Raw genomic sequence first — 22,351 nt, 5'->3', positions numbered from 1 at the left:
GAGGCGGTGCAAAACCTAGGAAAAAACTCAAAAGGACGCTCTAGACCAACGTGGGGGGTGGCCTTTGGGGCCAGTAGCGCTAAACTCCGGATGGCTGTCTTTCTTGTCCACCCTGGCTGGAATAATAAAATGAAAAATAATAATAGCCCGCTACGCCACTTACCCTGGCTGGTGCTGGCAATCGTAGGAGCGTGCGCCCTCGGCGTAGTGGCATTGCGCCGCGGCGAGGCGATCAACGCCTTGTGGATCGTGGTCGCTGCCGTGGCCATCTATCTGGTCGCATACCGTTACTACAGCCTGTTCATCGCTAACAACGTGATGCAGCTCGATGCGCGCCGGGCCACCCCCGCCGTACTCAACAACGACGGTCTGGACTACGTTCCGACCAACAAGCACATTCTCTTCGGTCACCACTTCGCGGCCATCGCCGGCGCGGGCCCGCTGGTGGGGCCGGTACTGGCGGCGCAGATGGGCTATCTGCCCGGCACGCTCTGGCTGATTGCCGGGGTGGTGCTGGCGGGGGCGGTGCAGGACTTCATGGTCCTGTTCATGTCCACCCGGCGCAACGGCCGTTCCCTGGGCGACATGGTCCGTGAGGAAATGGGCCGGATCCCGGGGACCATCGCGCTGTTCGGCTGCTTCCTGATCATGATCATCATCCTCGCGGTGCTGGCGCTGATCGTGGTCAAGGCCCTGGCCGAAAGCCCGTGGGGCATCTTCACGGTGATGGCGACCATCCCGATCGCGATGTTCATGGGCGTCTACATGCGCTACATCCGCCCGGGCCGCATCGGTGAAATCTCCATCATCGGCGTGCTCCTGCTGCTGGGCTCGATCTGGCTGGGGGGCCAGATTGCCGCGGATCCCGTGTGGTCCAAGGCCTTCACCTTCACCGGCGTACAGATCACCTGGATGCTGATCGGCTACGGTTTCGTCGCCGCGGTGCTGCCGGTATGGCTGATCCTGGCGCCTCGCGACTACCTGTCGACCTTCCTCAAGATCGGCACCATCATCGCCCTGGCGATCGGCATCCTGATCACCATGCCCGAGCTGAAGATGCCGGCGCTGACCCAGTTCACCGACGGCACCGGCCCGGTCTGGAAAGGCGGCCTGTTCCCGTTCCTGTTCATCACCATCGCCTGTGGCGCGGTGTCCGGCTTCCACGCGCTGATCTCTTCCGGGACCACGCCGAAGCTGCTGGATAACGAAACCAACGCCCGTTACATCGGTTACGGCGGCATGCTGATGGAATCCTTCGTGGCCATCATGGCGATGGTTGCCGCTTCGGTGATCGAGCCTGGCGTGTACTTCGCCATGAACAGCCCGGCGGCCATCGTCGGCGGTGACGTGGTCACTGTGGCGCAGACGGTCAGCAGCTGGGGCTTCGCCATTACTCCGGACGCCCTGCAAGCAGTGGCCAAGGATATCGGTGAAACCACCATCCTGGCCCGTGCCGGCGGTGCGCCGACCCTGGCGGTCGGTATCGCGCAGATTCTGCACACGGTGCTGCCGGGCGAGAACACCATGGCGTTCTGGTACCACTTCGCGATCCTGTTCGAAGCGCTGTTCATCCTGACCGCGGTGGATGCCGGTACCCGTGCCGGGCGTTTCATGCTGCAGGATCTGCTGGGCTCCTTCGTGCCGGCACTGAAGCGCACCGAGTCCTGGACCGCCAACCTGATCGCCACCGCCGGCTGCGTGGCCCTCTGGGGTTACCTGCTGTACCAGGGCGTGATCGACCCGCTGGGCGGCATCAACACCCTGTGGCCGCTGTTCGGCATCTCCAACCAGATGCTGGCGGGTATCGCGCTGATGCTCGGCACCGTGGTGCTGATCAAGATGAAGCGTCAACGCTACATCTGGGTGACCTTGCTGCCAGCCGCCTGGCTGCTGATCTGCACCACCACCGCGGGCCTCATCAAGCTGTTCGACGCCAACCCGGCAGTCGGTTTCCTGGCCCTGGCCAAGAAGTACAGCGATGCCCTGGCCAATGGTCAGATCCTCGCGCCGGCCAAGGACATCACGCAGATGCAGCACGTGATCTTCAACGCCTACACCAACGCCACGCTGACGGTGCTGTTCCTGCTGGTGGTATTCAGCATCCTGTTCTACGCACTCAAGGTGGGGATCTCCGCCTGGGGTAAAAAAGAACGCACGGATAAAGAATCGCCATTCCATGCACTGCCAGATGCTTGATCGAGGACTGCAATCGTGTTCAATGACCTGAGTCGCCTCGGTAAATACCTCGGTCAGGCCGCGCGCCTGATGGTCGGCATGCCCGACTACGACAACTACGTCGAGCATATGCAGACCAAGCACCCGGACAAGCCGGTGATGTCGTACGAGGCGTTCTTCCGGGAACGCCAGGAAGCACGGTACGGCGGCAAAGCCGGGCCCAAATGCTGTTGATTCGTTAGTCCCTCTGTAGGAGCGAGCGTGCTCGCGAAAAACGTAAAGATGCCGAGTTCATTCTGAACGCACGCGGTGTCCTTGAGTTCTTCGCGAGCAAGCTCGCTCCTACAGTTGTTTTTGCGTTCCCATTTTTTCAGGAGAACCGCTTTTGTCCTCTCCAATCCCCGTCACCGTTCTCAGCGGCTTCCTCGGCGCCGGCAAGACCACCTTGCTGCGCCACCTGCTCAAGGCCGAACACGGTCTGAAAATCGCCGTGATCGAAAACGAATTCAGCGATGCCGGTATCGACACCCAGTTGCTGGGCGACGAGCCGGTGCAAGTGATGACGCTGTCCAATGGCTGCGTCTGCTGCACCATCCACACCGATCTGACCAAGGCGCTGTACCTGTTGCTGGAACGGCTGGACAGCGGCGAGATCACCTTCGACCGGCTGGTGATCGAATGCACCGGGCTGGCCGACCCCGCGCCCGTGGCCCAGACCTTCTTCATCGACGAAGAGCTGCGCGAGCGCTATATCCTCGACGGCATCATCACCCTGGTGGACGCCAAGCACGCCGAGCACCACCTGACCCAGACCATCGCCCAGGCCCAGATCGGCTTCGCCGACCGTCTGCTGGTGAGCAAGCGCGACCTGGTGGACGAGCCGACCTTCAACGCGCTGAGCGAGCGCCTGACCCGGATCAACCGCCGTGCGCCGATCCGTGTGGTCGAGCATGGGCGCATCGATTTGGCCGAACTGCTGGATGTGCGAGGCTTCAACCTGAATGCCGACCTGGGCGGCGGTGTCAGCCTGCGTCCGGTGAGCAACGCGCCTTCCATCGATCGTATTTCCAGCCTGGTGCTGCGCACCGACGCGCCGCTGGATATCGACCGGCTCAGCGAGTTCATGAACGAACTGCTGGAAGAGCATGGCAAGCAGCTGCTGCGCTACAAGGGCGTGCTGAACATTGCCGGCGAGCCACGGCGCCTGGTGTTCCAGGGCGTGCTCAAGCTGTACGGTTTCGACTGGGATACCGAATGGGCCGAAGGCGAGACGCGCGAGAGCGTGATTGTGTTCATTGCCGACGATCTGCCGGAAGAAAAGATCCGTGCCGGATTCGCCAGGATGGCGGCGCAGTAGCATCGTTGTAGTGTCTGTACTGGCGTTATCGCGAGCAAGCTCGCTCCTACATGGGGGACATGGAAAACCTGTAGGAGCGAGCTTGCTTGCGAAACGATCTCAGGCTCAGCGTGTTATTTCGATCCTGCACTGGCCTTGAGCAACCTTTCCTCCAGGTGATCCAGGTGCCCGGTCATCAAGGCGACCGCGGCCTTTACGTCACCGTCTTCGATGGCATCGACAATCGCCGCGTGCTCTTGCCAGGCGCAATGGCTGCAGGCGCGGGTTTCATGGTGGGCAATCGCCAGTGACGTCAGCGGCACCAGGCTGCCGAGGAAATGCGCCAGCGGCGCGTTGCCGGCCACCTCGGCCAATTGCAGGTGGAACTCGCCGGACAGGCGGATCGCCGGGCCACGCAAGCCGCGGTCGATGCAATCGCGCTCAGCGGCGATCAGCTCCCGCAGGCGTTTTAGGTTGCGCGGTGCCGGTTGCTGGCAGGCGAGCCTGACCAGGGTGATTTCCGTCAGGCGGCGGGCGTGCAGGATCTGCCGCGTTTGCTCGTGGTCCGGAGCCGCCACCTGAGGCCGGTGGTTGGGCCGCAGGATAATCACCTGCTGGTGGGACAAGCGCGCCAGGACCTGGCGAATGATGCTGCGGCTGACCCCGAACACTTCGCCGAGGCTGTCCTCGGTGAAACGGCTGGCGGGGGCAATGCGTTGTTCGAGAATGGCATCGAAAATCTGCGGGTAGACATCGTCGACCAGCAGTTTTTTCTCGCCGCTGCGGCGCCGTGGCAGGGCAGCGGGGAGGGGGAATGCAAGTTTGTTCAAGGCGTAGCTGGCCATGGCCTGTCTCCAGTCCGGTTACCGATACGAAAGTGTTGTGCGGCTTAGTTGCCCAGATGATCGTCCGGGATGTTCAGCTCGATGCCCATGCGCTGGCCTTCCCTGAGGATGTGCCGGCGCATTTCGGCACTGGCCAGCGCGCTGTTCTTGTTGCGGATCGCCCGGACCACCGCTTCGTTTTCTTCCAGGCGTTCGGCCAGGTGCTCCGGCGAGTTGCGCAGGATCTCCGCGCTCTGCTTGAGGGCGTTGCTGGTCTGCTGCACCACGTTCTGGAAGATCGGGTTGGAGGTCAGGGTGAACAGCTCTTCATGGAAGGCGATGTAGGCGTTCATCCCGGCTTCGCTGTCGTTGGCGTCCAGGGCCTCGCGCATGTCCATCAGGGTCAGGCGCAACTGGCCCACTTCCTTGCTGCTGATGGACTGCGCCACCAGGCCGACGATGAATGGCTCGAGGGTGTAGCGCAGTTGCAGCACGTCCTCGAGGCTGGCGCCCGCCACGCCGCTGTCGCTGGCCGGTTGTTCGTTGAGGCTGGCCTCCAGCACCACCACGCCTTTGCCGGGCATGGAGCGCACCAGGCCAAGGGTTTCCAGAACAGTCACCGCCTCACGCAGGCTCGGGCGGCTGATGCCCAGTTGCTCGGCCAATTCACGTTGCCCCGGTAGCATGTCGCCGGAGCGCCATTGACCACGGGCCAAGGCCGCCCGCAGCTTTTCTACCACTGAATTTACAACCGTTGACGAGGTGATCACTGTTCACTCCCTGGAATATGGCGGATGAGGCCCATGGCAGGCGCTGATTGTTGTGCCTGCCGGCGAGAGGCACAAGGCATGCCTCAGAACTCCTGCTGCTGCGCGCCGGGCAGCGGTTTACGCGGTTGGAAACCATAGCCCTGCTGGCCGCTCAGGACTTTGTTGGCCCGTTGAATATCGATGTCTTTTTCCCAGCGGGCGATCGCCACGGTGGCGACGCAGTTGCCGATCAGGTTGGTCAGCGCCCGGCCGATGCCCATGAACCAGTCCACCGCCAGCACCAGCACCAGGCCCACCACCGGGATGGCCGGAATCGCCGTCAGGGTGGCGGCCAGGATCACCAGCGCCGAACCGGGAATCCCGTGGGCGCCTTTGGAGGTGATCAGCGACACCAGCAGGATGGTCAGCAGGTCGGACATCGACAACGGCGTACCGGTGGCATTGGCGATGAAGACGATGGCCAGGGTCAGGTAGATCGAGAACCCGTCGAGGTTGAACGAATAACCCGTCGGGATGACCAGGCCGACCGTGGAACTGCCGATGCCCAGGTGCTCCAGTTTGCGCATGATCTGTGGCAGTACGGCGTCGGAGGAGGCGGTGCCGAGGACGATCAGCAGCTCTTCGCGCAGGTATTTGAGGAACGGCAGCATGCGCAGGCCGGAACAGCGCATGACCAGCCCGAGAATCACCGCCACGAAGGCGAAGCAGGTCAGGTAGAACAGGCCCACCAGGCTGCCCAGGTGCTGCAGCGAGTCCAGGCCGTATTTGCTGGTGGTGAAGGCGATGGCGCCGAACACGCCGATCGGCGCCAGGCGCACGATCATGCCCATGATGCGGAAGATGATGTGGCTGAGTTCGTTGATCAGCCGCGAGATGCCGGAAGCGGCTTCGCCCACCAGGTTCAGCGCGCTGCCGAACAGCACGGAGAACAGCAGCACCTGCAGGATGTTGTTTTCGGCGAAGGCGCCCAGTACCGAGTTGGGGATCAGCCCCATCAGGAACTCGGAGGTGCCGTGCATGTGCTGGCTGCGCTGGGCGATGTCGCTCATATCGGCGGCGGACAGCTGTTCCAGATGGATATTGGCGCCGCTGCCGATGCCGGTGGTGAAGGCGAAGACCAGGCCGATCACCAGGGCGATGGTGGTCAGGACTTCGAAGTAGATGACTGATTTGAGCCCGATGCGTCCGACCTTTTTCAGGTCGCCGGCGCCGGAGATGCCGCTGACCACCACGCAGAAGACGATCAGGCCGATCAGCATCTTGATCAGCTTGATAAAGGCGTCGCCCAGTGGCTTGAGTTGCGAGGAGTATTCGGGGAGTGTCAGTCCGCACACGATGCCGAGCATCAGTCCGAGGACTACCTGGAGGAAAATCGAACGCGAGCACCATCTGAGCATGAGGGGAATCCTGGTCGGTGTCCCGGCTGCCGTGCGCGGAGCGCATCAGATTCGGGACTTAATTATTGTGGTCTTACCGGTATGTCCAGTGCAGGCGCAGTCTATGCCCGAGTTTCCCGCGAATACAAGGGTAAATCCGAAAATTGGCATGACCGGTCTGACCAGTGGTGCTGGTCCTGTAGCCGCTGCCGCAGGCTGCGATAAGGCCGAAGGCCTTCCTGCGATCTTCAGAGTGTCGCGGCCGTGCCGGCCGATCGCAGCCTGCGGCAGTGGCTACAGGCTCCGGGCCAGACAATTCGCGGCCGAAAAAAAGCCCGGCACGAAGGCCGGGCTTTTCAGGTAACGCTCTGCTAATTAAGCGCCGTATACCGGCAGCTTCTTGCAGATGGCTTTGACTTTCTCACGAACGGCGTCGATCACCGCTTCGTTATTCAGGTCAGCCAGGATGTCGCAGATCCAGCCCGCCAGTTCCTTGCACTCGGCTTCCTTGAAGCCGCGAGTGGTCACAGCCGGAGTACCGAAGCGCAGGCCGGAGGTAACGAACGGGGAGCGTGGGTCGTTTGGCACGGAGTTCTTGTTCACGGTGATGAAGGCCTTGCCCAGGGCGGCATCGGCGTCTTTACCGGAGATTTCCTGCTTGATCAGCGAGAGCAGGAACAGGTGGTTCTGCGTACCGCCGGAAACCACGTCGAAACCGCGCTCGATGAACACGCCGGCCATGGCCTGGGCGTTCTTCACCACTTGTTGCTGGTAGGCCTTGAACTCAGGCTGCAGCGCTTCCTTGAAGCAGATGGCCTTGGCGGCAATCACGTGCTCCAGCGGACCGCCCTGGGCGCCCGGGAATACCGCGGAGTTCAGCTTCTTCTCGATGTCGGCGTTGGCGCGCGCCAGGATCAGGCCGCCACGTGGACCGCGCAGGGTCTTGTGGGTGGTGGTGGTTACCACGTCGGCGAAAGGCACCGGGTTCGGGTAGACGCCAGCGGCGACCAGTCCCGCAACGTGAGCCATATCAACAAAGAGATAGGCACCGACCTTGTCGGCGATTGCGCGGAAACGTGGGAAGTCCAGGACCTGCGAGTAGGCAGAGAAGCCGGCCACGATCATCTTCGGCTTGTGCTCGACCGCCAGGCGCTCGACTTCGTCGTAGTCGATCAGGCCGTTGGCATCGATGCCGTACTGGATGGCGTTGTACAGCTTGCCGGAGGAGGAAACGCTGGCGCCGTGGGTCAGGTGACCGCCGTGGGCCAGGCTCATACCCAGGATGGTGTCGCCAGCCGACAGCAGCGCCAGGTAAACGGCGGCGTTGGCTTGCGAGCCGGCGTGCGGCTGAACGTTGGCGTAGTCGGCGCCGAACAGCTCCTTGGCACGGTCGATGGCCAGCTGCTCAACCACGTCGACGTATTCGCAGCCGCCGTAGTAACGCTTGCCTGGGTAACCTTCGGCGTATTTGTTGGTCAGCACCGAGCCTTGAGCTTCCATCACCGCAGGGCTGGTGTAGTTTTCCGAAGCGATCAGCTCAATGTGCTCTTCCTGGCGCTGAGCTTCTTGCTCCATGGCGGCAAAGAGATCGGCGTCGTACTTGGCAATAGTCAAATCACGGCTGAACATGGCGGTCCTCAAGGATCGGGGCAGAAAAGGGGGGCATTCTAACCCAACGGGTTTTAGATGGCATATGAAAGGACATCATGTCGCAGACAAGTGGTGTTCATGAGCTGCCCAGGCTGAGTCCTGTAGCCGCTGCCGCAGGGAAGGCGATACCCGGGGTCAATCGAACATGAACAGCGCGTCGTTGCTGAACTGCCCTTCGAAGCTGTTGGCCGGCATCGGCCGGCCGAACAGGTAACCCTGGACTTCGTCGCAGCCGTGCTCGCGCAGGAAGTCCAATTGCTCATGGGTTTCCACACCCTCGGCGATCACTGCCAGGTTCAGGCTGTGGGCCATGGCGATGATGGCGCGGGCGATCTGCGCGTCCTGCTCGCCGGACGGCAGGCCGTCGACGAAGGTGCGGTCGATCTTCAAGACATCGATGGGGAACTGCTTGAGGTAGTTCAGCGATGAATAACCGGTGCCGAAGTCGTCGACTGCGATGCTCAGGCCGAGGTTCTTCAGCCCGTCGAGGATCTGCATCGCCTCGCTGACTTCGCGCATCAGGATACTTTCGGTCAGCTCCAGCTCCAGGCAGGCTGGCGGCAGGCCGGTGTCCTTGAGGATGGTGGCGATCCGCATGCCCAGTTGGCCATCGGAGAATTGCCGGGCCGAGATGTTCACCGAGACCTTCGGCACCCGGACCTTGGCCTGGTGCCAGGCCTTGAGCTGGCGACAGGCTTCGCTGATGACCCAGTCGCCGACATCCACCACCAGCCCCAGTTCTTCGAGCACCGGGATGAAGTCCCCCGGCGGTACCAGCCCGCGTCGCGGATGGCGCCAGCGCAGCAGGGCCTCGGCGCCGGTCAGGCGCTTGCCGTCGCCGCTGAACTGCGGCTGGTAGTAGAGAATGAATTCCTGCTGTTCCAGGGCGTGGCGCAGGTCGCTTTCCAGCTCCAGGCGTTCCAGGGCGCTGGCGTTCATGTCGGCCTGGTAGAACTGGAAGTTGTTCTTGCCGCGCTCCTTGGCGTGGTACATCGCGGTGTCGGCGTTTTTCATCAGCTGGCTCAGTTCGTTGCCGTCCTGCGGGCTCAGGGCAATCCCGATACTGGCGGTGACGAAGAACTCACGGCCTTCGAGCACGAACGGCTTCACCAGGCTGGCGAGAATCTGTTCGGCAACGTGGATCGCCCGGTTCAGGGCGATCTCGCGGCTGCTCCGCGGTTGCAGGAGCAGGGTGAACTCATCGCCGCCCATGCGCGCCACGGTGTCGTCATCGTCGACGCAATCGAGCAGGCGGGTGGCCATCTCCTTGAGCATCCGGTCGCCCGCGGCGTGGCCCAGGGAGTCGTTGATCGGCTTGAAACGGTCCAGGTCGAGGAACATCAGCACCACCCAGGACTTTTGCCGCTCCGCCGATTGCAGGGCGGTGTGCAGGCGGTCCTGGAACAGGGTGCGGTTGGGCAGGTGGGTCAGGGCGTCGTAGTAGGCCAGGCGGTGAATGCGCTGTTCGCTGGCCTTGCGTTCGCTGATGTCGGTGAAGAAGCACACGTAGCTGGCCAGGTCGCCTTCGTCATCGAGTACCGCGGTGATGCCGACCCAGGCCGGATAGTGCTCGCCGTTGCGACGCTTGAGCCAGACCTCGCCTTCCCAGGTGCTGTGCTGGTGCAGCTGCTTGAGCACATAGCGCAGGTGGGCTTCCTGCTGTTCGTCGACGGTGAGCATGTTCGGCAACTGGTCGAGCACCTGGGACACCGCGTAGCCACTGACCCGGCTGAACGCCTCGTTAGCCTGGACGATGTAGCCCGCCGGGTCGGTGATCAGGATCGCCGAGGTCGAGTGCTCGAATACCGTGGCCGCCATGCGCAAGTCTTTTTCCGCGCGACGCTGCTGGCTGATATCGCGGCCGACCCCGAGCACGCCTTCGAAAGCGCCGTGTTCGTCCCACACCAGCACCAGGCGCAACTCGATCGGAATCTTGCGCCCGTCGGCCCGCAGGCAATCGAACAGGAACAACTGGGTCTGCACCTGGTTACGCAGGCGTGCCAGTTGCTCGGGCTTGTCCAGGGCCTTGCTGACCCGCTCCATCAGGGCGTAGATGCCGGTCAGTTGTTGCGGGTTGGCGATGGTCGATTGCCAGCCGTTCTGGAAGATCCACTCCACGTCATAACCCAGTACCGACTGCACCGAGGGGCTGACATAGTTGAGGGCCATCTTACTGTCGGTGGAGAAAATCACGTCGCTGATGCTTTCGGCGAGCATGCGATAGCGTCGTTCGCTGTCGCGCAGGGATTCGCTGGCCTCGATCTGGTCGGTGATGTCCTTGGCCACGCCGATGATGCGCGTGACCTGATCGTACTTGTCCCGCGCCAGGGCCTGTTCGCGGATGTCGAAACAGCGCCATTGGCCGCTGCGGTGGCGAAAGCGCAAATGGCACTGCAGCAACTGCAGGTAGCCGGCATGCCGCTGTTCCTGGCGCAGGCGGTGATAGAGGTCGGCGTCTTCCGGGTGCAGGAGGATTTCCCAGAAATACTCGCCCATCTGGTGCAGTTCGGTCTTGTTGTAGCCGAGGGTCTGGCCCAGGTGATGGTTGCTGAAGATCATCCGCTGGCTGATGACGTCCTGCACATACAGGTGGTCCGGCACGGTGCGCACCACATCCGACCAGAAACCCTCGCGCTCCAGCAACGACAGCTCGATGAGCTTGCGGCTGGTGATGTCGCTGATGCTGAGGATCACCGCGCGATAGTCGGAAGGGTCTTCCGGCAGGCGCAGTACCAGCCACAGATGCTGGTCGTGGCCCTGGGCGTCGCTGAGGCGGATTTCCAGCTCCAGCTGTTTGTGCTGGTTGATCACGGTCTCCAGCAACTGGTTGCCGATGGCGCTGCTGTGGAGCGGGCTGCCTTCGATCAGCAGTTTCCAGGCCTGCCCGCAGGAGTCGACGTTGAGCAGCCGCAGGGCCACCTGATTGACCTCGGTGACGCGCAGTTCTTCAAGCAGCAGCTGGCGCTGCTGTGGGTTGTGCTCCAGCCAGGCCTTGAGCTGTTCGCTGTCGTGCAGTTGCGCCTTGTCGAGAAACGCCGGCAGCCCGGAGATATCCAGGACACAGAGAGCGACCCCGGTGCCTTCGAAAATATCCTGATAGCGCCGACGCCCTTCGTGCAACTGACGCTGGCGGCGGCGCATGTTCAGCAACGCGATCACCGGCAGCAGGGAAAACGCCAGCCCCAGCAGGCACTTGGCGATAAACGCCGGCAACAGTTGCTCGATCACCGCGCGATCGTCGAACAGGCCGCGCAATTGCCAGTCGCTATTGCCCAGTGGCGCGACCAGCACGCTGTTGGCTATGTCGTCGGTGCTCACCGGGGTGTTGCTGCCGTCGTCGCGGCTGAGGGTTTTCTGGTTCAGGCGGTTTTCAATGACCCAGGTCGGGTGAAAACCCTGGTCGGGACTGGGCTCCAGGGACTGGACGAAAGACGGTGCCAGGCGCAGCACCCAGTAACTCTTGAGGGCGCCGCTGGGCTGGTGCAACAGCAGCTGTACCAGCGCGCCGTTGGTGGCGTTGCTGTAGTAGTAGCGCTGGCCGCGGCTGCGGCTGGTCAGCTCGGCGAGCCATGCGGCGTCCTGGCCGTCGGCGCCACTGTCGTTGATGAGCTGGCCCTTGGCATCCAGCAGCGCGATGCTTTGCAGGTCGGGCAGGGACAGCTGCAGCCTTTTCAGCAGCAGTTGTTGCTGTTCGGCATTCTGGGGCGGCTCGACGATTGGCAGCAGGTTGAGGGCGATCTGCGCATTGAGTGCCAGGTTGAGGCTGATGTGTTCGGCCAGGTCGGCGTTGTAGTCGATCGCGTGTTGACGCTGGTCTTTGCGGGTCTGTTGCAGTTGGTCGAGCAGTTGCCAGAACAGCAGGGCGAGCAGCAGCAGGACCAGGGTCGCCAGCACGCCTTTCAGGGTGCCGCGCAGGGGCGAGCCGGACGCAGGTGCAGGTGCGCGCAGGGAAAAGGGCGGAGTGGCATTGGACAAACTGTGATCCTGCGGTTTGGCTGGACTGGCGCGACGTGCACTATAAGCCGGACGCCCGAAGGGCGGCTAGCATGCCTTGAGTTGTGGCAAAGTGCCAGTCCCGGCTGGCTGGACCTTGCCCGGCCATTGAGGTAGCTTTGCCGGTTACGCGGGAGCGCTCCAGCTCCAGACAATCAGGCTTTTTCCGTACGCAGGCATTGATCACGATCAAATGCCGGCGCCGCGCATGGCCTGGCCCGGGCTTCGCCCGCTCTCCATTCATCAGTCACTGACGCTAGGTTCATCATGGCTCAATACGTCTTCACCATGCATCGGCTGGGAAAAGTTGTTCCGCCGAAGCGGGAAATCCTGAAAAACATCTCTCTGTCGTTCTTCCCGGGCGCCAAGATCGGCGTGCTGGGCCTCAATGGTTCGGGTAAGTCCACCCTGCTGAAAATCATGGCCGGCGTCGACACCGAGTTCGAGGGCGAAGCCCGTCCGATGCCCGAGCTGAACATCGGCTATCTGCCTCAGGAGCCTCAGCTGGATCCGACCAAGACCGTGCGTGAAGTGGTCGAGGAAGCGGTCAGCGTGATCAAGGACGCCCAGGCGCGCCTGGACGAGGTCTACGCGGCCTACGCCGATCCGGATGCCGACTTCGACAAGCTGGCCGCCGAACAGGCCAAGCTCGAAGCGATCCTGCAGGCCAGCGATGGCCACAACCTGGAGCGCCAGCTGGAAGTCGCCGCCGATGCGCTGCGCCTGCCGGCCTGGGACGCCAAGGTCGAACACCTGTCCGGTGGTGAAAAGCGTCGCGTGGCCCTGTGCCGCCTGCTGCTGTCCGCTCCGGACATGCTGCTGCTCGACGAACCGACCAACCACCTGGACGCCGATTCCGTGGCCTGGCTGGAACACTTCCTCCATGATTTCCCGGGCACCGTGGTTGCGATCACGCACGACCGTTACTTCCTGGACAACGTCGCCGGCTGGATTCTCGAACTCGACCGCGGCGCCGGTATTCCTTACGAGGGCAACTATTCGGGCTGGCTGGAAGCCAAGTCCGATCGTCTGGCCCAGGAATCCAAGCAGCAGTCGGCCCATGAAAAGGCCATGAAGGAAGAGCTGGAGTGGGTGCGCAAGGGCGCCAAGGCTCGCCAATCGAAATCCAAGGCCCGTCTGGCCCGCTTCGAAGAAATGCAATCGCAGGAATTCCAGAAGCGCAGCGAGACCAACGAGATCTACATCCCGGCCGGTCCGCGCCTGGGCGACAAGGTCATTGAGTTCAAGAACGTCACCAAGGGCTACGGCGATCGCGTGCTGATCGACAACCTGTCGTTCTCCATGCCAAAAGGCGCCATCGTCGGCGTGATCGGCGGTAACGGCGCCGGTAAGTCCACCCTGTTCCGTATGCTGATGGGCAAGGAAACGCCGGACTCGGGCAGCATCGAAGTCGGCGAAACCGTGCAGCTGGCTTGCGTCGACCAGAGCCGCGAAGACCTGGACGGCAGCAAGACTGTGTTCCAGCAGATCTCCGACGGTTCCGACCAGATCCGCATCGGCAGCTACGAGATCCCGTCGCGTACCTACGTCGGTCGCTTCAACTTCAAGGGCGGCGACCAGCAGAAGTTCGTCAAGGACCTGTCCGGTGGTGAGCGTGGCCGCCTGCACCTGGCCCTGACCCTGAAAGAGGGCGGCAACGTCCTGCTGCTCGACGAACCGTCCAACGACCTCGACGTCGAAACCCTGCGTTCCCTGGAAGAAGCCCTGCTGGACTTCCCGGGCGCCGCCATTGTGATCTCCCACGACCGGTGGTTCCTTGACCGTGTCGCGACCCACATCCTGGCGTACGAAGACGACTCGCAAGCGGTGTTCTTCGAAGGCAACTACACCGAGTACGAAGCCGATCGCAAGAAGCGCCTCGGCGACGCGGCAGCCCAACCGCACCGCGTGCGTTACAAGAAACTGGCCTGATCCGGGCAAGTTGCTTGAAAGAAACGGAGCCTTCGGGCTCCGTTTTTTTTGCCTGTTTTTCGGGTTCGCCAACATGGGGCGTTATTGGTGATTCGGATCCCCTGAATGGTGCGTGAAATGCTGAAAATGGCGAAAAATTTATATCAATTGCACCATTTAAATTCATAACTGCGACATTTTGCTCTGTCATGGTGCTGTTCGAGTTGCTAAAGTCCCGGGCAAATCTGCGTTAACGACAATAAATTTGCCGAGACTTTCCCATGATCGAATCCGTCGAAGACTTCCTCGCCCGCCTGAAAAAACGCGACCCGGACCAGCCTGAATTCCACCAGGCGGTGGAAGAGGTGCTGCGCAGCCTGTGGCCGTTCCTGGAGGCCAATCCGCATTACCTGACCTCGGGCATTCTCGAGCGCATCTGTGAGCCGGAGCGGGCGGTGGTGTTTCGTGTGTCGTGGGTCGACGATCAGGGCAAGGTCCAGGTCAATCGCGGGTTCCGCATCCAGATGAACAGCGCTATCGGCCCGTACAAGGGCGGTTTGCGCTTCCACCCTTCGGTCAATCTTGGGGTGCTGAAACTCCTCGCCTTCGAGCAGACCTTCAAGAACTCCCTGACTTCGCTGCCCATGGGCGGCGGCAAAGGCGGCTCGGACTTCGATCCGAAGGGCAAGAGCGACGCCGAGGTGATGCGCTTCTGCCAGGCCTTCATGAGCGAGCTGTATCGCCATATCGGTTCGGACGTGGACGTGCCGGCGGGGGATATCGGTGTGGGCGCCCGGGAAATCGGCTTCCTGTTCGGCCAGTACAAGCGCCTGAGCAATCAGTTCACTTCGGTGCTGACCGGCAAGGGCATGAGTTACGGCGGCAGCCTGATCCGTCCGGAGGCTACCGGCTTTGGCTGCGTGTACTTCGCCGAAGAAATGCTCAAGCGCCGTGACGAGCGGGTGGAGGGCAAGCGCGTGGCGATTTCCGGCTCCGGCAACGTGGCGCAATACGCCGCGCGCAAGGTCATGGACCTGGGCGGCAAGGTGATCTCCCTGTCGGACTCCGAAGGCACGCTGTACTGCGAGGCCGGGCTGACCGAGGAGCAATGGCAGGCGGTGCTGGAGCTGAAGAACGTCAAGCGCGGGCGCATCAGCGAGCTGGCGACGCGGTTCAACCTCGAGTTCCTTGCCGGACAGCACCCCTGGGAGTTGCCGTGCGACATCGCGCTGCCGTGCGCCACCCAGAACGAACTGGACGCCGAGTCGGCACGCACGCTGCTGCGCAACGGCTGCATGTGCGTGGCTGAAGGGGCGAACATGCCGACCACCCTGGAGGCTGTGGATATCTTTATCGAGGCCGGCATTCTGTTCGCCCCGGGCAAGGCGTCCAACGCCGGGGGCGTGGCGGTCAGCGGGCTGGAGATGTCGCAGAACGCCATGCGCCTGCTGTGGAGCGCCGGCGAGGTGGACAGCAAGCTGCACGGCATCATGCAGTCGATCCACCACGCCTGCGTGCATTACGGCGAAGAAAACGGCCGGATCAACTACGTCAAAGGGGCCAACATCGCCGGCTTCGTCAAGGTCGCCGATGCCATGCTGGCCCAGGGCGTGGTTTAAGCCGGGTCGATGCGGATCACCTCGATCAACTGATCGCCCGCCGGCCGCTGCCACAGCACTTCATCGCCAAGCTGGGTGCCCAGCAGCGCCCGGCCCAGCGGCGAGCCCCAATTGATCAGGCCCTTGGCGACATCGGCCTGATCCTCTCCCACCAGTTGCACACACTGCTCGGTGCCGTGCTCGTCGGCGAAGATGACCCGGCTGCCGATCTGCACTTTCGACCGCGATGTCGCCTGGGGAACCACCTGGGCGCTTTGCAGGCGCTGGTTGAAGTAGCGCAGGTCGCGTTCGATATCGGCCAACTGCTGTGGGTCCGCCTGGTCGCCCAGCGCCGATTGTTCGTTGTGCCGGGTTTGCAGGAACGCGACCTTGGCCTGCAGTTCGCTCAGGCCCTGCGGGGTGACGTAGTTGGGCTGCGCGCTGATCTGCCGTTCCACGGGTTGGTCGGCCTGGGCGGCAGTCAGTTCCTCATTGACGAAGGCTCGGCTCATGGGCGTTTTCCCGTAATGGAGGTGTGGGCCATGGTCGCAGCCTTTTGGTTTCTGGCCATGCCTGAAAGCGACTTACTGTGAGCGATAGGCTCGCGCGGCGTCGCGGTCTTTTTCTTCTTGCCAGGCGCGTTCGAGTTCGTCCCAGTGACGTTCCCGATAATCGTTGCGGTCCTGGTTTTCCAGCATGGCCTGGCACTGGCGAAAGCCGTCGCTCCAGCCTTCGGCGTATTGCGGGTCCTTGAGGTAGCGCGGCACGCTCTTGCGAAATTCGCCGTTGATCGCCCCGGCGGCCTGGCGACCGCTGGCGCAGCCATCATCGAAGCCGTCGGCGAAGGCCGGCGGATAACCCTGCTTGAGCAACTGCTCGTGGGTCGTCTCGCAACCGGTCATCAACGCCAGCAACGCTGCCACTACCGCATACCGCCACATCTCTGACTCCCACGCCGTTCAACGGCTGATAGAGAAAGTCTAGAAGGGGATTCGTCAGTGGTCTGTGAAAGCACGGTGAGAATGCTACCGGGCGTCAGTAGTGGTACCACTTCAGTTCCAGCATCACCTCGTTTTCCGCCGTGGCCAGGTGGCTGAACTCGCGCTGGGCGCTCAGGCGCAGGCCCAGGTTGCGCGACAGCTCCCATTGCTGGTTGAGGCTCAGGCTGCGACGCACCTCGCCATTGGTGAAGTAATCGCCCTTGGCTTCGACGCTGAAGTTGCCCAACGGGTTTTTCCACAGCAGGCCGGTGTTGAAGCCGGCCGCCGGGGTGATGAAACCGGCGAAATCGGCGTTGTGCTCGACGCGCATGGTGCCCAGGGCGAAGCCGAGCATATTCTCGCTGAGCTGCCAGGTGCCGCCACCGCCACCGTTGACATGGCTGACCAGGGTTTCATCGTCGTGTTTGCCCGGCACCCGCTCCAGGCCGCCGGTGACCTGCCAGGACCAGGGTTGCAGCAGTTCGTTACGCGGCGTCAGCGAACGAATGGTCGCCAGGTCCAGTTGCTGTAGCTGCCAATTGTTGCCTTCGTACTGGCGCAGCTTCATCTGCAGGATTTCGATCTGTGCGCCTAGGGGGAAACCTTCGGCGTTGTCATTGAGGTCGTGATAGGCCATGCGCAGCCCGTATTCGCCAAAGGCCTGGTCGCCGCGGGTGCCCACGCCGACCTGCCAGGTGCGCGATTCATGGCCGTCTTCCGGCAGGCCAGGGCGTTCGATGGACAGTTCGGGCGGCGGGTTGCGGTTGATCGCCCGCAACAGCTCGAAACTGCGCTGCGCCCGTTGCGGATCGCGCTCTTGACCGTTGGCCCGGTAGCGCTCAAGGCGATAGGCCGTATCGATGATCAACGCCTGGCGGTCTCGTGGCAGGGCCTTGAAGGCCGGCTCCTGCAACTGTTGCTGGTCGGCGCTGACCTTCAGCACCCATTGCTGTTCGTCGCTGCTCAGCGGCTTGGCGCGCTCGAGCAGCTCACGTTCGCGGGACGGACGATATTCGATCTTCTCCACCAGGCCGGCTTCCTTCACCGCCTTGACGGTGTCGGTAGGAATCGCCGTCAGCGGGAATTGCCCGGTCAGGCGCAGGCTCGGACGGGCGACCTGCAGCAGCTCGAGCAAGCGGTAGGAGCAGTTCTCGTCGAAGAAGAAGTAGTCGAACTTGATCTGCTTCAGTTCCCAGACGTGCTCGACCATGCGTTCGGTTTCGGCCTGGGTCAGGTTCAGCCGGTATTCCCACAGGTCGCGGTTTTCCAGGCTGCGGTACTCCGAGAGCTTTTCCTGGTAGGGCACCAGGGCGAACAGGCCGGGATAGCCGCCCATCAGGCCTTTCCAGGCATAGAGAATGCTGTTGTCCGAGCCTTCGATATAGGCGCCGAAGTTGATCGCGTAGCTGAGCAGGGCGGTGTGGTTGCTTTGGACGTCGGCCTGGTCGATGCGCAGCAGGGTATGGCCGAACATCGACGACGGGCTGTTCAGGTAGGCCGCCGGGAAAATCATCACCGTGCTGTGGGGCGAGACGTCCTTGAACCACTGGTTGAACTCATTGCAGTCCACCGCCGGCAGATCGCTCAGGCGCAGCTGGGCCTTGAGCCAGCGGGTGCGGGCGGGGTACACGCATTGAGCATGCTGGTTGCCGCTGCTGGCGGGGGCGTAGAGCGCGTCAAGGGTGGCCTTGAGTTCGGCGTCGGGGTGTTCGGCACCGTCTTTGGCGAGGAAAAACTTCGGGTCGCTGACATAGCTGCGCCAGCCACCGAGCTTGGCGGTTTCGTAGTGGCCAAGGGAAATCCAGAACGGATCGCTGGCCAGTTGCTGCAAACGTGAGTGGTCGATTTGTGGCGCGGCGGACAGCGGGGCGCAGACACAGAGCGCCAGGGAGGCAAGGCGTTTGAGCATGGTGGGCAACTTGAGTCGGAAAAAACAAAGACCCGGGAGGGGTCATGTCCGAAAAACAAAAGCCCGCTCCCCGAGAAGAGCGGGCGGGTCGAGATTAAGCCGGGGTGGCGTACTTGGCCAGGCGTGCATCGCTTTTCAGCACGGCCAGGGTGTTGGTGTGCACATCTTCCGCGGTCACATCGGCTTTGCTGAAGATCTGCTGGAAGTGCTCGTGGGTGACCGCGGCGAAGTGCGCGCGGTCTTCAGGAGCGACGCCCAGGACCACGGCGTAGGTGGTCAGCGCTTCGCCTTCACCTTTGGCCATGTCTTCGGAGAGCTCGTTCATCATGCCATTCATGGCAAACCAGGATTTGCCGCCGTAAGTCAGCGCGCTGTTGGTCGAGCAGCCGTTGGTGCCGGAAGTCATACCGAAGGTCGCGTTACCGGAGGTGCCGTTGGTGGTGGAGGCCAGGAAGTGAGCCGGAGTGCCGCGCTGTCCTTCGAACAGCAGGTTGCCCCACCCACAATCCGGACCGCCTGGCGCTTGGGCCATTGCATTGATGGAAACAGCGGTGAAGAGAGTACCGAGAAGAATCCGTTTCATAGCTTTGTTCTCTTTATGTGCAAACCAATGGACAAGGGTTCTGGCCCATGTCGGCGCCAGTGGGCCGGTTATTAGTCCAGCCGCGCAGCTTGGAGTTTAGGCAGATTCCAAGGGTTCCGTGTTTTTTTGCATGACATTCCTTGAAATAGACGGTTTTTATGCTGTCTGCGTGGGGCCGGGGATTTGCCCGCGCTTTCGCTGCGTCGCGCCTTGCCAGCCGCTGTACCCGGCGCCAGAATGCCCCATCTGCCCCGCCTGATGTAAGGAAGCCCGATGCCTGATCCTGTTGCTGCCAGCTTGCGTCTAGCGCCCGAAGCGCTGACCCGTCCGTTTTCCGCTGAACAGTTCAGCTTCTCGACCACCAATGATTTGGAGCCCTTTCGCGGTGTGCTTGGCCAGGAACGTGCGGTCGAAGCCTTGCAGTTCGGTGTGGCCATGCCACGCCCCGGTTACAACGTCTTTGTCATGGGCGAGCCCGGCACTGGCCGCTTCTCTTTCGTCAAACGCTACCTGAAGGCTGAAGGCAAACGTCTGCAGACCCCGTCCGACTGGGTCTACGTCAACAATTTCGATGAGCCGCGCGAGCCACGCGCGCTGGAGCTGCCTTCGGGGGCCGCGGGTGCGTTCATCAGTGACATCAACGGCCTGATCGACAATTTGCTGGCGACCTTTCCGGCGGTCTTCGAGCATCCGTCCTATCAACAGAAGAAAAGCGCCATCGACCGCGCGTTCAACCAGCGTTACGACCGTGCCCTCGACGTTATCGAGCGCCTGGCGCTGGAGAAGGACGTCGCGCTGTACCGCGACAGCAGCAATATCGCCTTCACCCCGATGCTCGACGGCAAGGCGCTGGACGAGGCCGAGTTCGCGCAATTGCCCGAAGCCGATCGCGAGCGTTTCCATGAGGACATTTCCGCCCTGGAAGAGCGCCTCAACGAAGAACTGGCGAGCCTGCCGCAGTGGAAGCGCGAGTCGAGCAACCAGCTGCGTCACCTCAACGAAGAAACCATCACCCTGGCCTTGCAGCCGCTGCTGGCGCCGCTGTCCGAGAAGTACGCGGAAAACGCCGGTGTATGCGGTTACCTGCAAGCCATGCAGGTGTACCTGCTCAAGACTGTGGTCGAGCAACTGGTGGACGACAGCAAGACCGACGCAGTGGCCCGCAAGCTGCTGGAAGAACAGTACGGCCCGAGCCTGGTGGTCGGTCACCCGGCCAGTGGCGGCGCGCCGGTGGTGTTCGAGCCGCACCCGACCTACGACAACCTGTTTGGTCGCATCGAATACAGCACCGACCAGGGCGCGCTCTACACCACTTACCGGCAGTTGCGTCCGGGTGCCCTGCATCGGGCCAATGGCGGTTTCCTGATTCTCGAAGCCGAGAAGATGCTCAGCGAACCCTTTGTCTGGGATGCCCTCAAGCGGGCCCTGCAATCGCGCAAGCTGAAGATGGAGTCGCCGCTGGGCGAACTGGGGCGCCTGGCCACCGTGACCCTGACCCCGCAACACATCCCGTTGCAGGTCAAGGTCGTGATCATTGGTGCCCGCCAGCTGTACTACACGCTGCAGGACCTGGATCCGGACTTCCAGGAAATGTTCCGCGTACTGGTGGACTTCGACGAAGACATCCCGATGGTGGACGAGAGCCTCGAACAGTTCGCCCAGTTGCTGAAAACCCGCACCTCCGAAGAAGGCATGGCGCCGCTGACCGCGGATGCGGTGGCGCGTCTGGCAACCTACAGCGCCCGGCTGGCGGAGCACCAGGGGCGCTTGTCAGCGCGTATTGGCGATCTGTTCCAGCTGGTCAGCGAGGCGGACTTCATCCGTCACCTGGCCTCGGACGAGATGACCGATGCCGGGCACATCGAACGGGCGCTCAAAGCCAAGGCCACCCGTACCGGGCGGGTTTCGGCGCGGATTCTCGACGACATGCTGGCGGGGATCATTCTGATCGACACCGATGGCGCCGCCGTGGGCAAGTGCAACGGGCTGACGGTGCTGGAAGTGGGCGACTCGGCCTTTGGCGTGCCGGCGCGGATTTCCGCCACGGTCTACCCGGGGGGCAGCGGTATCGTCGACATCGAGCGCGAGGTCAATCTCGGCCAGCCGATTCACTCCAAGGGCGTGATGATTCTCACCGGCTACCTGGGCAGTCGTTACGCCCAGGAATTCCCCCTGGCGATCTCGGCAAGCATCGCGCTGGAGCAATCCTACGGTTACGTCGATGGCGACAGTGCGTCGCTGGGCGAGGCATGCACGCTGATCTCGGCCTTGTCGAAAACCCCGCTCAAGCAATGTTTTGCCATTACCGGATCGATCAACCAGTTCGGCGAAGTGCAGGCGGTTGGCGGGGTCAACGAGAAGATCGAAGGCTTCTTCCGCCTCTGCGAAGCTCGGGGCCTGACGGGCGAGCAAGGTGCGATCATTCCTCACGCCAACGTCGCCACCCTGATGCTCGATGAGAAGGTGCTGGCGGCGGTCCGCGCCGGGCAATTCCATGTGTATGCCGTGCGCCAGGCTGACGAGGCCCTGAGCCTGCTGGTCGGCGAGCCCGCGGGCGAGCCGGATGCGGATGGCCAGTTCCCGGAAGGCAGCGTCAACGCGCGGGTGGTGGAGCGCCTGCGGGTCATCGCTGAAATGGTCAGCGAGGAGGACCTCAAGGAAGCGGAAAAAGAGCAGGCGCAAGAGGCATTGGCGCAAACCAAGCCGGCATGAGCCTTGCCGCGGCGAGGGCTTGGCCTTCGTCGCGGCGCCGGTCCGCTGGCGTCAACTTTCGTGAATAGACCATTCGGCGCCTGTTCAGCCGGTCAACTTTGCTTCTCAGGCTTTTCTTCCTATTCTCAGGCAAGGAGAACGACAGTCGTCACTGGATCGAAACAGTCTTCACATGAGGGCTGAATACCGGATCTACCGAGGGTCGCCGCCATGTCGCGCAACCTCTGCCTTACCCGCCAGTGTCTTGGCCTGGTCACCCGTATCGAATGCAGTATCCGCCCGCTGGCGGGAGATAACGGAATGTGGACCCTACTGTTCGCGGCCGGAATGGCTGGCGAGCAACCTTCGGCCATCAAGGCCCAGGGACCTTTCTGCGGTCCCAGCGTGGCTGAATCCATCCTTGATTCCATCGTCGAAAGCCTGACCACCCATGGTTATGAGCTGGCCGACGATCCGCAGATCTGGTGCCTGCACCTTCAGGCGCAACTACGGCAGATCAATGGCGAACGCTGCCGCCATTGACGCAATCTCCCA

At 62.4% G+C, this 22,351-nt stretch carries 16 protein-coding genes; 7 read left to right on the top strand and 9 right to left on the bottom strand.

All coding sequences use genetic code 11. From position 1 onward, the window contains the following. Positions 1 to 129 precede the first annotated feature (129 nt). The 3 genes from PMI20_RS29305 to yjiA all read left to right on the top strand — a co-directional run bounded on the left by PMI20_RS29305 (position 130) and on the right by yjiA (position 3,532). The gene (locus tag PMI20_RS29305; RefSeq protein WP_007930038.1) at positions 130 to 2,196 is read left to right on the top strand and encodes a carbon starvation CstA family protein; all 2,067 of its coding nucleotides are present in this window, start codon (positions 130 to 132) and stop codon (positions 2,194 to 2,196) included. Positions 2,197 to 2,211: 15 nt separating this feature from the next. Then, positions 2,212 to 2,409, top strand: coding sequence for a YbdD/YjiX family protein (locus tag PMI20_RS29300; RefSeq protein WP_007930039.1), 198 nt, complete (start codon positions 2,212 to 2,214; stop codon positions 2,407 to 2,409). Positions 2,410 to 2,560: 151 nt separating this feature from the next. After that, positions 2,561 to 3,532, top strand: coding sequence for a GTPase (gene yjiA, locus PMI20_RS29295; RefSeq protein ID WP_007930040.1), 972 nt, complete (start codon positions 2,561 to 2,563; stop codon positions 3,530 to 3,532). A 113-nt stretch (positions 3,533 to 3,645) separates the two neighbouring features. On the opposite strand, the gene PMI20_RS29290 is transcribed toward yjiA, so the two are convergent. The 5 genes from PMI20_RS29290 to PMI20_RS29270 form a co-directional block, all read right to left on the bottom strand. Then, positions 3,646 to 4,356, bottom strand: a complete 711-nt coding sequence (locus PMI20_RS29290) for a GntR family transcriptional regulator (RefSeq protein WP_007930041.1) — start codon at positions 4,354 to 4,356, stop codon at positions 3,646 to 3,648. A 44-nt stretch (positions 4,357 to 4,400) separates the two neighbouring features. After that, complete coding sequence (locus tag PMI20_RS29285) at positions 4,401 to 5,105, bottom strand: FadR/GntR family transcriptional regulator (protein ID WP_007930042.1); 705 nt, start codon at positions 5,103 to 5,105, stop codon at positions 4,401 to 4,403. Between the two features lie 83 nt (positions 5,106 to 5,188). Continuing rightward, positions 5,189 to 6,502 (bottom strand): C4-dicarboxylate transporter DctA, encoded by a 1,314-nt coding sequence (locus PMI20_RS29280; RefSeq protein WP_007930043.1) that lies wholly within the window; start codon positions 6,500 to 6,502, stop codon positions 5,189 to 5,191. Between the two features lie 354 nt (positions 6,503 to 6,856). After that, complete coding sequence (glyA, locus tag PMI20_RS29275; protein ID WP_007924771.1) at positions 6,857 to 8,110, bottom strand: serine hydroxymethyltransferase; 1,254 nt, start codon at positions 8,108 to 8,110, stop codon at positions 6,857 to 6,859. Between the two features lie 156 nt (positions 8,111 to 8,266). Further along, positions 8,267 to 12,106 carry a sensor domain-containing protein gene (locus tag PMI20_RS29270; protein WP_007924769.1) on the bottom strand — a complete coding sequence of 1,280 codons (3,840 nt, stop codon included), beginning with the start codon at positions 12,104 to 12,106 and terminating at the stop codon, positions 8,267 to 8,269. 285 nt (positions 12,107 to 12,391) lie between these two features. On the opposite strand from PMI20_RS29270, the gene ettA reads away from it, so the two are divergent. Both ettA and gdhA read left to right on the top strand, forming a co-directional pair. Beyond that, a complete protein-coding gene (ettA, locus tag PMI20_RS29265; RefSeq protein WP_007924767.1) occupies positions 12,392 to 14,056 on the top strand; it encodes an energy-dependent translational throttle protein EttA in 1,665 nt (554 codons plus the stop codon). Positions 14,057 to 14,316: 260 nt separating this feature from the next. Then, positions 14,317 to 15,654, top strand: a complete 1,338-nt coding sequence (gene gdhA, locus PMI20_RS29260) for an NADP-specific glutamate dehydrogenase (RefSeq protein WP_007924766.1) — start codon at positions 14,317 to 14,319, stop codon at positions 15,652 to 15,654. Here the strand turns inward: gdhA and PMI20_RS29255 are convergent. From PMI20_RS29255 to PMI20_RS29240, 4 genes are all read right to left on the bottom strand, one after another. Next, complete coding sequence (locus PMI20_RS29255; RefSeq protein WP_007924763.1) at positions 15,651 to 16,145, bottom strand: GreA/GreB family elongation factor; 495 nt, start codon at positions 16,143 to 16,145, stop codon at positions 15,651 to 15,653. The genes gdhA and PMI20_RS29255 overlap by 4 nt on opposite strands. A gap of 72 nt (positions 16,146 to 16,217) precedes the next feature. Next, positions 16,218 to 16,574 (bottom strand): hypothetical protein, encoded by a 357-nt coding sequence (locus PMI20_RS29250; protein ID WP_007924762.1) that lies wholly within the window; start codon positions 16,572 to 16,574, stop codon positions 16,218 to 16,220. Positions 16,575 to 16,668: 94 nt separating this feature from the next. Next, entirely contained in the window at positions 16,669 to 18,522 is a 1,854-nt protein-coding gene (locus tag PMI20_RS29245) for an Lnb N-terminal periplasmic domain-containing protein (protein ID WP_007924761.1), read from the bottom strand. 94 nt (positions 18,523 to 18,616) lie between these two features. Next, complete coding sequence (locus tag PMI20_RS29240; RefSeq protein ID WP_007924760.1) at positions 18,617 to 19,105, bottom strand: DUF3015 domain-containing protein; 489 nt, start codon at positions 19,103 to 19,105, stop codon at positions 18,617 to 18,619. A 273-nt stretch (positions 19,106 to 19,378) separates the two neighbouring features. Here PMI20_RS29240 and PMI20_RS29235 point away from each other — a divergent pair, with 273 nt between their 5' ends. Both PMI20_RS29235 and PMI20_RS29230 read left to right on the top strand, forming a co-directional pair. Beyond that, a complete protein-coding gene (locus PMI20_RS29235; RefSeq protein ID WP_007924759.1) occupies positions 19,379 to 21,817 on the top strand; it encodes a Lon protease family protein in 2,439 nt (812 codons plus the stop codon). A 210-nt stretch (positions 21,818 to 22,027) separates the two neighbouring features. Then, positions 22,028 to 22,339, top strand: a complete 312-nt coding sequence (locus PMI20_RS29230; RefSeq protein WP_007924756.1) for a PA4575 family protein — start codon at positions 22,028 to 22,030, stop codon at positions 22,337 to 22,339. Positions 22,340 to 22,351 lie beyond the last annotated feature (12 nt).

The sequence above is a fragment of the Pseudomonas sp. GM17 genome, from assembly GCF_000282175.2.
GTDB lineage: Bacteria > Pseudomonadota > Gammaproteobacteria > Pseudomonadales > Pseudomonadaceae > Aquipseudomonas > Aquipseudomonas chlororaphis.
The sequence above is the reverse complement of the archived record's forward strand: the minus strand, read 5'-3'. Positions and strand labels throughout refer to the sequence as shown.